10 protein-coding genes and 1 pseudogene are annotated in these 13718 nt (G+C 73.0%); 3 read left to right on the forward strand and 8 right to left on the reverse strand.

What is annotated here, in order from left to right; translation table 11 throughout:
* Positions 1-186: 186 nt before the first annotated feature.
* The 6 genes from ABZ318_RS36100 to ABZ318_RS36125 all read right to left on the reverse strand — a co-directional run bounded on the left by ABZ318_RS36100 (position 187) and on the right by ABZ318_RS36125 (position 8754).
* Positions 187-2235 carry a radical SAM protein gene (locus ABZ318_RS36100; protein WP_356906659.1) on the reverse strand — a complete coding sequence of 683 codons (2049 nt, stop codon included), beginning with the start codon at positions 2233-2235 and terminating at the stop codon, positions 187-189.
* 165 nt (positions 2236-2400) lie between these two features.
* Positions 2401-3345, reverse strand: a complete 945-nt coding sequence (locus tag ABZ318_RS36105) for an aldo/keto reductase (RefSeq protein ID WP_356906660.1) — start codon at positions 3343-3345, stop codon at positions 2401-2403.
* 34 nt (positions 3346-3379) lie between these two features.
* A complete protein-coding gene (locus tag ABZ318_RS36110; protein WP_356906661.1) occupies positions 3380-4876 on the reverse strand; it encodes a GMC oxidoreductase in 1497 nt (498 codons plus the stop codon).
* Positions 4873-5814, reverse strand: coding sequence for an adenosine kinase (locus ABZ318_RS36115; RefSeq protein ID WP_356906662.1), 942 nt, complete (start codon positions 5812-5814; stop codon positions 4873-4875). The genes ABZ318_RS36110 and ABZ318_RS36115 overlap by 4 nt, the downstream gene beginning before the upstream one ends.
* Positions 5815-5903: 89 nt before the next feature.
* Positions 5904-7970, reverse strand: coding sequence for a carbohydrate binding domain-containing protein (locus ABZ318_RS36120; RefSeq protein WP_356906663.1), 2067 nt, complete (start codon positions 7968-7970; stop codon positions 5904-5906).
* Positions 7971-8175: 205 nt separating this feature from the next.
* A complete protein-coding gene (locus ABZ318_RS36125) occupies positions 8176-8754 on the reverse strand; it encodes a DinB family protein (RefSeq protein WP_356906664.1) in 579 nt (192 codons plus the stop codon).
* 205 nt (positions 8755-8959) lie between these two features.
* On the opposite strand from ABZ318_RS36125, the gene ABZ318_RS36130 reads away from it, so the two are divergent.
* From ABZ318_RS36130 to ABZ318_RS36140, 3 genes are all read left to right on the forward strand, one after another.
* Entirely contained in the window at positions 8960-10276 is a 1317-nt protein-coding gene (locus ABZ318_RS36130; protein WP_356906665.1) for a phytase, read from the forward strand.
* Positions 10277-10429: 153 nt separating this feature from the next.
* Positions 10430-11434 carry a helix-turn-helix domain-containing protein gene (locus ABZ318_RS36135; protein WP_356906666.1) on the forward strand — a complete coding sequence of 335 codons (1005 nt, stop codon included), beginning with the start codon at positions 10430-10432 and terminating at the stop codon, positions 11432-11434.
* Positions 11435-11628: 194 nt separating this feature from the next.
* Positions 11629-12471 (forward strand): oxidoreductase, encoded by an 843-nt coding sequence (locus ABZ318_RS36140; RefSeq protein ID WP_356906668.1) that lies wholly within the window; start codon positions 11629-11631, stop codon positions 12469-12471.
* A gap of 219 nt (positions 12472-12690) precedes the next feature.
* Here the strand turns inward: ABZ318_RS36140 and ABZ318_RS36145 are convergent, their stop codons facing one another.
* Both ABZ318_RS36145 and ABZ318_RS36150 read right to left on the reverse strand, forming a co-directional pair.
* Positions 12691-13527 (reverse strand): NAD(P)H-binding protein, encoded by an 837-nt coding sequence (locus ABZ318_RS36145; protein ID WP_356906667.1) that lies wholly within the window; start codon positions 13525-13527, stop codon positions 12691-12693.
* Positions 13524-13718 (reverse strand): annotated as a pseudogene (locus ABZ318_RS36150) (lysophospholipase); the annotation flags it as partial. The pseudogene ABZ318_RS36150 and the gene ABZ318_RS36145, both read right to left, overlap by 4 nt.

A 13718-nucleotide genomic window follows, 5' to 3' on the forward strand; every position in this document is an offset into this window, starting at 1 on the left:
CCTCGGCTGGGACGCCGCCGGAATCGTCGAACGCGCCGCCGCGGACGGCTCGGGCCCCGCCCCCGGCACTCCCGTGGTGACCCTGATGCCCGACGCGCCCGTACCGCCGCCGCCTCCGGCGTTCGCCGGGCCGCCGCAGCCCGGTGGCGCGTACGGCTCCGCTCCGGAGGCCTTCGGCCCCGACGTTCAGCCCAGCGGGAGCACCGAGCGGTCGGACGCATCCCCGGTACGCCGCAGGGCCTCGCCCCGGAGCCGTACGAGTGCCGGGTCCCGCAGTTCGCGGGCGAGCAGCAGTCCGGCCAGCTCCTCGGCCGGCACGTCGGAGCGCAGGGCGCGCACCGCGTCGATCAGCGCCGTGACCGACGGCACGTCGGCGGCCGAGGCCTCGTCCAGGAGCCGGTCGAGCGCGCGGGCCGTTCTGTTCGTACTGTTCCTCCCGGCCCTCACCCCGAGGAGCGGGGCGGCCGCGTCGGGCGGGAGCAGCGCCGCGTACGCCGCGAGCTCCCCGTCGGCCGCGACCAGGAGCAGGTGCTTGGCGAGCAGCGCGGCCTCCGCGAAGGGCTCGCGGGAGGCGAGAGGGACGAGCCCGGCCGCCGGGAGGCCGAGGACACAGCCGGCGTGGAGCAGGATCTGCCGTACGCGCGTGGACTCGGGAGCCACGGGCAGCAGTTCCCCGGTCCGCGCCAGGAACCGGGCGACCACACCGTCGGCCTCCCGGGTGTCCAGGGCCTCGCCTCCCCGGAAGTACCGGCCGAGGTAGGACCGCCACCAGGCGAGCTGCCCCCCGTACAGCCCGGCCACGACCTCCTCGTACGCTCCCCGGGACACCAGGCCCCGCTCCGCGAGGTCGCGCAGCAGGGGCACGAGCTCGCGGTAGACCAGCCGTATCCAGAGGTGGGGCGAGCGCTGCACGCCCCAGCACTGCTCCCGCACGTGGTCGGCGAGGACCTCCTCGACGGCCGTCCGGCCGGCGACGAGGTCCCTGCGCAGTCCGGTGGGCGTGACGTCGAAGCGGTAGAGGTGGTCCTCGGTCAACGGCTCGCGGACGCCCGGCAGCCGGGTGTCGATGAACCGTTCCAGTTCGGCGAACTCGCCGAGCAGCGGTTCGGACGCGACCGCGACGCGGGGGTGGAGCGGATCGGCGAACCGGCCCTTGATCTTGGCGATCTCCTCGGACAGGGCCTGGTAGAGGAAGACCTTGTCGAAGCGGTAGCTGAAGGAGAGCCCGACGTACGGGAAGACCGTGCACCCCCGGCACTCCGGACGGAAGCCCACCTCCTCGTCCCTGACCCGTACGAACTCCTCGTCCCGCACCGCGTCGGCCAGCCCCCGGTCCCACGGCACCGAGTTGTCGAAGGCGTGGTAGCAGGGCAGGACGAGCCGTCCGTCGGGGCCGACCGTCAGGATCCGCTTGTTGGCGTAGCACTGCGTCGGCGCGCTCGGGTCCTGCGTCTCCACGTACTTGCGGAAGTGCAGGTTGATCAGCGAGAAGGGCGCGTACAGCAGACCCAGCAGCAGATCGGGAAGAGAGCCGTCGTCGGGGCCGGGCACCGCGGCGCGGGCCGGTCCGCAGGAGTCCCCGCCGGTCACCGGTCTGCCGTTCTGCTCCACCAGTCTCAGCTTCCGGGCCGTCCTGCGCACGTCCCGGACGGTGTCCTGCTCGTCGAAGTACTCGAACATGGTCGAGAAGTAGACGGTCACCCGGTTCTCCTGGGCGAAACGCAGCAGGTCCGGCACCTCGTCCACGTTCTCCCGCGTCACCACGCAGATCAGCTTCAGGTTCCCGGCGCCGGAGGCGACGATCCCCCGGATCACGTCCAGGGCCCGGTCGAGCGTCGGCACGCCCCGGATCGCCCGGTAGCGTTCGGGCCGCAGCGTGTCCAGGGACACGTTCATGGTGTCGACGTGCGGCACGATCGCGTCGATGTGCTTGGCGAACCGGATGCCGTTGCTGGTGATCTCGACGGTCATGCCGAGGGACTTCGCGTACTGGACGATGCCGTCGATGTGCGGATGGAGCACCGGCTCCCCGCCGGTGAAGTCGACGTAGCGGACGCCGAGCGCGTGCAGCTCGTCCAGGATCCGGCGGCCCTGTTCGAGGGTGAGTTCCTCGTACCCCTTGAACTTGTCGTCCTGCCAGACGTTGCAGTAGCCGCACAGTGAGTTGCAGCGGAAGGTGATGTAGAACCGGGCCGACTCGAAGGAGCCCGCCACGGTCGCGGCGGTGGTGGTCACGGTGTTTCTCCGTCCAGGGGGGGGCGCGCCGGGGATGGCCGGGCGCGCAGGGAAAGGCCCGGCGCCGGAGCGGCGCCGGGCTGCGATGGGCGGTACGGGGTGGGGCTGTTCAGGGGAGTGGAGCAGGGTGGGGCGGTTCAGGGGAGCGGCGCGGGGTGGGGCGGTTCACGGAAGCGGCGCGCCCCGCGCCGCCGTCCACAGCGCGTACCACTCCTCGTGGTCGAGGCCGGGCGTCCGTCCCACCGCGTCGCGGCAGGCCCGGATCCGCTCCGGCCGGGAGGTCCCGACGACCGGGACGATCCCGGCCGGGTGACGCTGGAGCCACCACAGCACCACGGCCTCCGGGGTGGTGCCCTTGGCCTCGGCGAGCCGGGCCACGAGCGCGCCCGCCGGACCCGCCTGCGGGTCGGAGAAACGCCCGCCGGCGAGAGCGCCCCAGGCCTGGAGCTCGATGCCCCGCTCGCCGCAGTACTCCACGGTGCCCGAGGGGAAGCCGACCCCGGCGCCCGCCGGGGTGTTGACGAGCACCGCCTCCTCCACCCAGTCCCTGCGGTGGAGGCTCATCTCCAGCTGGTCGACGGTCAGCGGTACGTCGAGGAAGGACTGGAGCCGTGCGATCTGGGCGGCGTTCATGTTGGACACGCCGAAACGGCGCACCAGGCCCTGCCGGTGCAGGGAGGCGAGCGCCCCCGCGAGCTCTTCCGGGTCGGCCAGCGGGTCGGGCCGGTGCAGCAGCAGGACGTCGACCGCGTCGGTCCGCAGCCGGGCGAGGCTCTCCTCCACCCGGCGCAGCACGCTCGGGCCCCGCAGGTCGTACAGGCCCGGCCGGCCGTCCTCCGGGAGCCGGATGCCGACCTTGGTCTGGAGGGTGATCCGGTCGCGCAGCCCCGGGGCCCGGGACAGCACCTCGCCGAACACGGCCTCGGACTTGCCGTACCGGTAGATGTCCGCGTGGTCGAACGCCGTGATGCCGGCGTCCAGCGCCGCCTCGACCGCGGCCTCGGCGCGGGCGACGTCGGCGGCCCGGTACGGCAGGGCGTCCCAGTCGCCGCCGAGGCCCATGCAGCCGTACACCAGGCGTCCGCCGCGGGGTGTTGAACTCTTCGTCATGCTCGTCGGTCCTCCGGGGGCGATGCGGTGCGGGTCATGAGCCGGGCGCGGCGGCCATGGCGGCCGCCAGCGTCTCGGCGGCGGCCAGGACGGGCAGCTGGGTGTTGGCGGCCGGAACCGTGGGCAGCACGGACGCGTCCGCCACCCGCAGGTTCGCCACACCGCGCACCCGGCCCTCGCCGTCCACCACCGCGGACGGATCACCGGCGGGCCCCATCGCGCAGGTCCCCACCGGATGCCAGTACGTCCCGAGGCGGGCGCGCAGCTCCGCCTCGGGCAGCTCGTGCGCGGCCGGCCCCTCCGGCAGCCCGGCGAGCCCCTTCAGCGCCGCGGACTCGGCGAACCGGCGGGCGGTCGCGAGCCCCGACCGGAGCACGGCCGCGTCCCGCCCGTCCGGGTCCGACAGGAACGCCGGATCGATCGCGGGCGACTCGTCAGGGTCGGTGGACCGCAGTCGTACCCGGCCCCGGGAGACGGGCTTCATGAGGAAGGCCGACACCCCCGCCTCGTAGCGGCCCGGCGGCAGGGACCCGAAGAGCGGCGGCCCGGCGGAGGGGAGGATGTGCAGGTCCCAGCCGCCCTCGGCGGCGTACTCGCTCGCCGCGCGGACGAGGACCCGGCTGACGTACAGCTCGCCCTCGCGCTCCTTCTCGGCGAGGCCCGCGTCCAGCTCCGGGGTCGGCACGAGCGGCAGGAAGACGCCGGGCTGGTCGCTGAGGTTCGCCCCCACACCGGGCAGGTCCACGGCCGGGGAGACGCCGGCTTCCCGCAGCAGGTCGGCGGGGCCGATGCCGCTGCGCATCAGCAGCGCCGGGGAACCGAAGGTGCCGGAGGCCACCACGTACAGTCCCGCGCGGAGCGTGCGGGGCACGCCGCCGGCGTGCACGACGACTCCCTCCACCCGCCCGGCGCGCAGGACCATCCGGTCGGCCACGGCGTTCCCGAGCACCGTGAGGTTCGCCCGCCCGCGGGTGTCCGCGTCGAGATAGACGAGCGCGGCGTTCCGGCGACGGCCGTCCACGGCGTTGATCAGCGGGAGGCCGTAGCCGGGCGCCCCGGGCAGGCCCATGTCGACCTCGGCGTGCCCGAGTTCCCGGGCGGCCTCGACGGCGGCCCGGCTCCACGGGGACAGTTCGCGGTCGGGCACCTCACGCAGGCCCATGCGGCGCACGGCCGCGGCGCGGTACGGCTCCATGGCGGCGAAGCCCCACCGGGGACCGCCCGCACGCTCCCACTCCTCGTGGTCCGCCACCGAACCCCAGGTGTTCCAGCAGCCGTTGACGCAGGACGAACCACCGATCACACGGCCGCGGAACCGATGGACGGGCACGTTCCGCTCCCACACGTCCTCGCGCGGGAGCGCACGGGCGTCGAGCGTCCCGGCCGGCCAGCCGCCCGGGTCCGGGCCGTAGTCGGGCCCCGCCTCGACGAGGCACACGGAGCGCCCGCCGTCCTCGCTGAGCCGGGAGGCGAGCACGCAGCCGGCCACGCCTCCGCCCAGGACGACGACGTCGTAGGAGTCGGCGGTCACTCGGCGTTCCCCGCGGCGGACCGGGTGCCGGTGAGCGCGGCGACCTCGTCGATCAGAGCGGCGCGGTCGATGGCGTCGCTCCCGGTGGCCGGTACGGTGCAGGCGTAGGCTCCGGCGACGGCGCCGTGGAGGGCGCACCGCCGCGGGTCCTCGCCGGCGAGGCGGGCGAAGAGGAAACCGGCCGCGTAGGCGTCGCCCGCGCCGTTGGAGTCCACCACCGGCGCGCGCGGGGCGACGGCCGGGACGTGGACCGGGTCCTTGTCGGCGGCGGTGAGCAAGTAGGAGCCCTCGGCTCCCGCGGTGGCGACGACGACCTCGGCCCGGCCCCGCTCCAGGACGCGGCGCATGGTCGCTTCGGGGTCCGTCAGGGCGGTGGTGGAGACGAAGACGACGTCGGCGCCGTAGGCGAAGGCCTCGTGGTACGGGTTCTCGCCGTCCCAGTTGTGCAGGTCCGTGGAGACGGTGAGGCCGGCCTCGCGCAGGAGGGGCAGGGCGAAGGCGCACGGATAGGTGATGGAGACGTGCGCGTGGCGGCTGGTCGCGGCCAGCTTGCGGACCAGGTCCTCGGGGAGGCGGTCGGACTCCTGCGAGCGGCTGTCGTCGTAGAGCGACAGCCTGCGGCCGTCCGGGCCGACGAGGTTGACGGCCCGCTTCGTACCGCCCGGCAGCGGGACCTCGGTGAAGTCGATGCCCCTGTCGCGGTGGAAGGCGCGGACGAGGTCTCCGGACGGGTCGTCGCCGATCATGTCGACGTGGTGGGTGCGCAGCCCCAGGGCGTGGAGACCGAGGGCCACGAAGTCCCCGGTCTGGCCCGCCCGGGTCTCGATGCCCGGTCGGATCATGTAGCTGTCGGCGTAGGGGAGCGGGAGTTCGGGGACGTAGACGATCGTGTCGACGCCCGACCCTCCCAGGACGAGGACGTCGTAGTCGCTGCTCATGGCTGTTCCTCTCGCGTGCGGGTGCTGTCGGCTGCCGCGGATCGCGGGTGGGCCCGGCGCGGCCGGGCCCACCCGGGGCGCGGGACGGATCAGTCGCGCCAGGTGTCCGTGAGGGACACGGTGCCCTCCGTCGGCACGGTGGCCGTGCGGTCGGCTCCGCTCTTCCAGGTGACGTTGCCGGCGGCGTCCTTGCGGACGTACTTGTAGGCGAAGGCGGTGCCGGCGGGCAGTTCCAGGCCGAGCTTCCAGACGGGATAGCCCGCCGGGTCCAGCTTGAGGGCGGCGGCGGGCGACCAGGCGCCGAGGGCGGGGATGTCGCCGACGACGTAGACGTTCTGGCCGGGGACGGTGGTCGCCGTGACCGCGAAGGAGGCGCCGGTCCGCGTCTGCCCGGCGGAGCAGGGGTTGCCCGTCGCGACGATCCCGCCCTTGACGGTGACGTCCCCGGAGCCCAGGGAGTAGTCGGCGCCGTTGTTGTTGTCCCACGTGCCGGAGCCGTTGTTGAACGCGGCCTTCAGACCGGTGGCGGAACCGAGCGCGACGCTCTTCTTCACCCAGCCGGCGCAGGCGGCCTCCATGGCGACGCCGGGGGCCGTGGTCCACGCGCCGCCGGTCGGGGCGTAGTGGAGGCGGTAGGCGGACCAGTTCTTGTCGGTGCTGTAGTAGACGGTGGCCGCGTCGTCCGTCGGCCGGTCGCCCCCGACCGCGCCGACGTGCAGCGCGATCGCGTCGTTCCCGCCCACCGTGGCCGTGAACCTGCCGTCGGAACCGACGGTGTGCGTGGGGCCCGTGCAGCCGCCGCCCGGGACCGGGTCACCGTGCTGGACGTCGCAGTACGTGCCGGCCGGCAGCGAGGTCTGGAACGTCCGGGTGATCCCGCCGGCCTCACGGTTGACGGCGACGAACGCCTTGTCGCCACGGCCGAAGGCGATGGCGTTGTCGCCGTCGTCCCACCAGTTCGTGATGCCGGTGCCCTCGGCGGCGTTGCGGAACGCGACCATGTTGGCGATCTGGCGCCAGGCGTGCTGGCAGGACCATCCCTTGCTGAAACAGGCGGTGACGTCATGTCCGTCGGGGGCGCCGTCGTCACGGCCGGCGAACTCGTAACCGGAGTGCACCGACGGGGTGCCGTAGGGGTGGGCGAGCATGAAGACGTGGGCGAGGGTGTACGTGGCGCCGTCCCGGTAGTTCAGGCCGTTGCCGTTCCGTTCGGTGTCATGGTTGGTGACCATGGTGCCGCTCTGCCCGGAGGGCATGTATCCCCAGGCCTCGCCGAAGTTCTTGAGGTAGGAGAGCTTCTCCTTGCCGAAGATCCGCTTGAGGTCGGTGGTGTAGCGGAACTCCTGGACGTCGCCGTTGCCGAGGTATTCCGTCGGTGAGACGGCCTCGCCGGCGCCGAAGACCGCCTCCTGGATCCAGTAGGCGTCCGGGTCGGTCAGCTTGGAGCGGATGGCGGTGAGGTCACGCGCGGGTACGTGCTTGACGGCGTCCACGCGGAAGCCGTCGACGCCCAGGGACGTGAGGTCGTCGAGGTATCCGGCGACCTTGCCGCGGACGTGCTCGCTGCCGGTGTCGAGGTCGGCGAGGGACGGGTTCCCGGCCTCCCCGAGCTCGCACTCCTGGACGTTGTGGCGGTCACCGTAGTTGCTGCCGATCGGGCGGCGGCACCCGTGGAAGTCCCCGTCGGAGTAGACGCCGGGGTAGTCGTACTTGCCGTACTTCGTGCCGGCGGTACCGGTGCCCGAACCGGACGTCATGTGATTCAGGACGGTGTCGGCGATGACCTTGACTCCCGCGCCGTGGCAGGTGTCGACCATGTTCTTGAAGGCCGTGCGGTCGCCGAGCGGTCCCTGGAGCCTGTAGCTGACCGGCTGGTAGGCGGTCCACCAGGCGCTGCCCTGGATGCGTTCCTGCGGCGGCGAGACCTGGACGAAGCCGTAGCCCTTGGGGCCGAGGGTCCGTGTGCACTCGCGGGCGATGGAGTCGAAGTTCCACTCGAACAGGACCGCGGTGACCTTCTTGGCCCCGTTGACGCCGGGGGAAGCCGCCGCGGGCGGGGCGGACACGGTGAGCGTGGAGGTGAGACCGAGCGTCAGGACGGCGGACGCGAGTACCGCGGTGGTGCGCCTGGACGCGGCGGTGAGACCGATCGTCATGGGGCTCCTCTTACGGGTGCGGGTGCGGGTGCGGGGAGGGGGCGAGGCTCGTACGCCCCGAGGAGACTGGAAACTCTTGCTGTAAATTTCCGCAAGAACTTGAGCAAGCTAGGGGTGAACTCCCGGGACAGTCAAGGGTTCTGACGGAGCGTCCCGGCACCCGCGGCGCGTGATCCGTCGATCGGTGCTCGCCGTCCGCCGATGTTCAGCGCCCGGGTTCCCACGGTCGGAACCACGGGTCGGGCCACGCCTCGGCCACGGCGAGCAGTGGGTAGAGGGTCGCGCCGTCGATGCTCTCGCGGATGACGTCGGCGTGGCCGCCGTGCCGTGCCGTCTCCTCGATCAGGTGCAGCAGGACCCAGCGGACCGACCACTCCTCGACCTCGGCGGGAAACCAGGGAAGTCCCCGCGGCACCGGAACGGCCTGTCCGAGGTCCGGAACGCCGGCGATCACCGCGTCCGTCCGCTCGGCCGCCTCCGCGTGCGCGGCCAGCGCCCAGGCCAGGGTCTCCTCCGGGGCGAGCCGGAACTCGTCGTCGTCCGACTCGTCCGCCTTCCGCTGCGGCCCACGCTGCTGCCGCAGGATGAGGTCGGTCCAGAAGGTCTCGCACCGTGCGGCGTGCTTGATCAGTCCGCCGATGCTCAACTCGCCGGCGGAGGCCGTCATGCGGGCCTGTTCGTCGGTCAGGCCGTGGGCGGTGACGCGCAAAGCGCGCCGCTGGTGGGCGAGGTAGGCGGTCAGTGCCGTGCGCTCATCGGCGACGGGCGGGGCGAATCCCGGCATGGCTGAACCCTCTCGGAATTGCAAACACTTGCAGAAAGTTTCGGCCGGACTCTACTGCCATGCCCCGTCGGCGCACACCGATGCGGCCGCCCCGTCCCGATCCCGCCGGGCGCCGAGTGCTCACACCACGTTCATGATCGCGTCGCGATCCCTTCGCGAAGCTCCCCTAGCGTCCACGGCGACCACCTCCCTACCAAGGAGTAACGTGAGCGCCTTCGCTCTTGGCGGCCTGACCGCACTCGCCACCGCGTTCGCCCTGACCACCGGACCCGTGAGCCCGGTCCCCGTCACCGCCACCGTGGAGACCCCCGCGGTGTACGACGACCAGGCCGGCGGCAACGCCGACGCCGACGACCCGGCCGTCTGGGTCGACCCCGAGAACCCCGGCCGCAGCATCGTCGTCGGCACGCTGAAGGAGGCCGGCCTCGACGTCTACGGCCTCGACGGCCGCCGCCTGCAGCACATCGCGGCGCCCCCGGCCCCGAACGAGGACGCCAAGCCCGGCCGCTTCAACAACGTCGACATCGTCTACGGGTTCGAGCTGGGCGGCCGGAAGACGGACCTGGCCCTCGTCAGCGACCGGGGCCGCGACCGCGTCCGCGCCTTCGCCATCGACCCGGCCGCCGTCGCGGCCGGCAAGCCGCCGCTGAAGGACGTCACCGCCCCCGGCGCCGCACCGGTCTTCGCCGCCGACGAGACCGGGGTGGAGGACCAGCGCACCTCCTACGGCCTGACCGCCTTCAGCGACGACGACAACGCCTACGCGGTGGTCTCGCAGCGCGAGGAGACCCGGCTGCGCCTGCTCCGGCTGACGGACGACCACGGGCGCGTCGGCTACGAGACCGAGGACACCCTCGACCTCCCCGCCACCTTCACCCTGCCCGACGGCAGGACGTGGGCCCCGTGCGCGGACCCGGGCGAGAACCCCCAGGTCGAGGGCATGGCCGTCGACCTGGAGGAGCACGTCCTGTACGCCGCCCAGGAGCGGGTCGGCCTGTGGCGGATCGACCTGGACGACGAGGAGTTCGAGGACCCGAAGCTGGTCGACCGCGTCCACGAGTACGGCACGCCCTGGACGTACGACGCGGCGGAGGAGGAATGCGTCCTCGACACCGCGCACGACCCCGGCTTCGGCGGTGAGCACCTGCGCGCCGACGCGGAGGGCGTCACCGTCTACCACGCCGAGGACGGCGCCGGATACCTCCTCGCCTCCAGCCAGGGCGACAACACCTTCGCCGTCTACGAGCGGGACGGCGACAACGACTACGTCGGCTCCTTCCGCGTCGGCGACGGCACGGTCGACGGCGTGCAGCACTCCGACGGCTCCACCGTGGTCAACGTCCCCCTCGGCCGGAACTTCCCCAAGGGCCTGCTGATCACCCACGACGGCGAGGCGACCCCCGCCGACGGCGACCGGGCGGGCACCGACTTCAAGTTCGTCCGCTGGGACGCCGTCGCCGGAGCCTTCCCCGCCCCGCTGACGGTCGACACCGACTCCTTCGACCCCCGCGACGCCGACTGACCGACCGGGCCCACGACCTGAGACGACGTCATACCGCCTCGGCGCGGCGTGCGAGCATCGGTTGCACCTCGTGATGCGCCTGGGGTGAGGGGACCCGACCGTCCCCTCACCCCGGGACGCGACCATTCCCTCGGGAGGACGGAGAGTGCAGCAGTGATCGGGACCGTGTTCCGCAGTGAGGACGTCCCCGCCGGTGAGCGGTTCGACCGCTGGCGTGAGCTGATCGGCCACAACCGCGCGAACGACACGACCAGCCTCCACGTCGCCGACTTCCGGGCGGAGTTGCGCGTGATGGAGCTGGGGCCCGTGTCGGTGTGGCAGACGTCGTTCTCGCCCGCCCGCTTCCGGCGGACCGCGCGCCGGATCCGCAGGAACGACCCCGAGCTCTACCACCTGTCCTTGCTGACCGACGGCGGGATGACGTTGGTCCAAGAGCGTGGGGAGACAGCCACGATCGGCCCCCGCGGTCTCCTCGTGGACTCCAGTTGGCAGGTGTGCGAATCCCACGCCCATGCCTCGGACCCCACGGCCGAGGGGCGGCCCGGCGTCGTCGCCGGTGTGGGCGTGGACCTGCCCAAGGCCCTGCTGCCCCTGCCCCCGCACCAGGTGGAGCAGCTCCTCGGACGCGAGCTGTCGGTGCGGAACGGCACGGGAGCGCTCCTGGCGGACTTCCTCGTCGGCCTCGGCCGGCAGGCCGACACCCTCCAGCCGGCCGACGCGCCCCGGCTGGGCACGGTCACGCTCGACCTGGTCTCCGCCTTCTTCGCCCACGCCCTGGACACCGAGGCCGGCCTGCCGCCGGAAACCCGGTACGAAGTGCTGGCCCGGCGCATACGGGCCTTCATCCGGCAGCACCTGTCCGACCCGGAGCTGACCCCGGCGACGGTCGCCGCCGCGCACCACATCTCCCTCAGCCACCTGCACCGCGTCTTCGGCGAGCAGTCCCGGGGCGAGACGGTCGCCGCCTGGATCCGCTCCCAGCGGCTGGAGGGGATCCGCGCCGACCTGGCGGACCCCGCACTGCGGACCGTACCCATCCACGTGCTCGCCGCCCGGTGGGGCATGCCCCGCGCCTCCCACGTCACCCGCGTCTTCCGCGCCGCCTACGGGCTCTCCCCACGGGACTACCGTCAGCAGGCCCTGCCCGAGCGGGCCTGAGGCACCGCTCGGGGGAGGCACCCGTCCGGTACGGGCGCGGTGGACACCAGGGGCCGGACACGGATCGTGAAGACGGTGAGGACGGATCGGCAACACGGCCGGACGGACATCGGGCATTCTCGCCATGCGCCGCTCCGAGGGCGGCGCACGAAAGCCGAGGAGTGGGATTGAACACGCAAGATCCGACGTCGGGGATGCCCGCGTCCGGGAAGGTGTGGCTGGTCACGGGGGCCACGTCCGGTTTCGGCCGGTGCATAGCCGAGGCCGCGCTCGAAGCGGGGGACACGGTCGTCGCGGCGGCCCGCCGGCCGGCGGTCCTGGACGACCTCGCCACGACGTACCCCGGCCGACTGGTCCCGGTGGCTCTGGACGTCACGGACGCCGCCGGCGTCGACGCGACGGTCGCCGACGTGGTGGCGCGATTCGGCCGGATCGACGTCCTGGTGAACAACGCCGGCCGGGGCCTCGTGGGCGCGGTGGAGGAGACCACCGACAGGGAGCTCCGGGACCTGATGGAGCTGCACTTCTTCGGGCCCGCCCGGCTCACGCGCGCGGTCCTGCCGCACATGCGCGGGCAGAAGTCCGGTGCCGTCGTGCAGATGAGCAGCATGGGCGGACGCCTGTCCTTCCCCGGCGTCGGCGCCTACTCGGCGACCAAGTTCGCCCTGGAAGGGCTCACGGAAGCGCTCGCCGCCGAGGTCGCTCCGTTCGGCATCAAGGCTCTCATCGTCGAACCCGGCTCGTTCCGCACCTCCTTCGCCGGCGGCGACGCCCTGCAGCAGACGGCCGAGATGCCGGAGTACGCCGAGACGGTCGGCGCCGTGCGCAGGGGCCTGCCGGACAGCGACGGCAAGCAGGCAGGCGACCCGGTGAAGGCGGCCGCGGCCATTCTGAAGGCGCTGGACAGCGAGGACACCCCGCTCCGGCTCGCCCTGGGCAACGACGCGCTCGACGCGATCACCGCCCACGCCGAGACCGCCCGGGCGGAAGCCCGGGCCTGGGAGTCGGTCAGCCGGGGCACCGACTTCGACGCCTGAACGCACCGGACGTACGCACCGGCCGAGCACCTCGGCCGTGCACCTGCTGACCCACCGGCGGTTCGGTGAAACCCCTGTCTGCCCGGTCACGGTCATGAACAGGACGTCGAGCCGCACGGGCCGTGTGACGGAGAGCGGGGCCCCTCGTCCGTGACGAGGGGCCCCGTGCTCTCCCGGGCGGCCGTCAGCCGGGGCCACCCCCATGGGACCGGCGTCGGCTCATTCCGCCCCGGGGCGCGGGAACGCCGTGCGGTGGGCCGTGGCCCACTGGCGGAAGGTGCGGGGCGGTCTGCCGGTCACCTGCTCGACGGTCGGGTAGACCTGGGACTCGTCGAGGGTGCCGTCGCCGTAGAAGCCGAAGAACGCCTGGATGTACGGCTCCGGCACGCCCGCCGCGGCCATGTCGGCCCGGCCCTCCTCGTCCGAGAGGGCGTGGAAGCGCAGGTCGCGGCCGAGGACCTCGGCGAGGACGGCCAACCGCTGGGCCGGCAGCAGCGGTTCGGGGCCGCTCAGCGGGTGGACGCGTTCCTCGTGCCCGGGGTCGAGCAGGGCGCGGACGGCGACGGCGGCGATGTCGTACGGGTCGACCGATGCGACCGGCACCGTGCCGAACGCGTCCCTGACGACGTCGCCGGCGCGGAGCTGCGGCAGCCACCGCAGGGCGTTCGACATGAAGGCGTTGGGCCGCAGGAACGTCCAGGCGAGGCCGGACTCCCTGACCGCGGTCTCCGAACCGATCATGTACTCGGACAGGACGTTGCGGGTGTCGGTGGCGACGGTGGCGAGACTGGAGAGCAGGACGACGCGTTCCACCCCGGCACGGCGCATGCGGGCCAGCAGTCCGGGCATGTCGGCGTAGCCGGGGAGCAGGAACACTCCCCGTACACCGTCGAGGGCCGGCCCGAGGGAGTCGGGGTCGTCCAGGTCTCCGACGGCCTGTTCGGCCGGTACGTCGGCAGGCTTCCGGACCAGTGCGCGTACGGGCTCGCCGGCGCGGGCCAGTGCCTGGACGACCTCTCCGCCGACGTTTCCGGTGGCTCCGGTGACGAGGATCATGACAGCGTCCGCGCGAAGTGGGCGGCCACCGTGTCGACGGCGAGGGTGACCTGCGGCTCCTGGTCGTAGAAGTCGAACTGGGTGCCCTGGCTCCAGAGGATGTCCTTGGGGCCGGCGAGCCCCGCGTGGAAGCGGCGGGCGCCGTCGGGGATCGCGGCGTCCTCGCTGTGCACCAGCAGGGTGGGCCGGTC

Origin of the sequence: Streptomyces sp. NPDC006197, from assembly GCF_040613865.1 — a bacterium.
Lineage (GTDB): Bacteria > Actinomycetota > Actinomycetes > Streptomycetales > Streptomycetaceae > Streptomyces.

Coding starts and splice junctions, on each gene's coding strand:
- ABZ318_RS36105 (WP_356906660.1), bottom strand. CDS start 3,345: ATGACGAAGAGTTCAACACCCCGCGGCGGACGCCTGGTGTACGGCTGC.
- ABZ318_RS36115 (WP_356906662.1), bottom strand. CDS start 5,814: ATGAGCAGCGACTACGACGTCCTCGTCCTGGGAGGGTCGGGCGTCGAC.
- ABZ318_RS36120 (WP_356906663.1), bottom strand. CDS start 7,970: ATGACGATCGGTCTCACCGCCGCGTCCAGGCGCACCACCGCGGTACTC.
- ABZ318_RS36125 (WP_356906664.1), bottom strand. CDS start 8,754: ATGCCGGGATTCGCCCCGCCCGTCGCCGATGAGCGCACGGCACTGACC.
- ABZ318_RS36140 (WP_356906668.1), top strand. CDS start 11,629: ATGCCCGCGTCCGGGAAGGTGTGGCTGGTCACGGGGGCCACGTCCGGT.
- ABZ318_RS36145 (WP_356906667.1), bottom strand. CDS start 13,527: ATGATCCTCGTCACCGGAGCCACCGGAAACGTCGGCGGAGAGGTCGTC.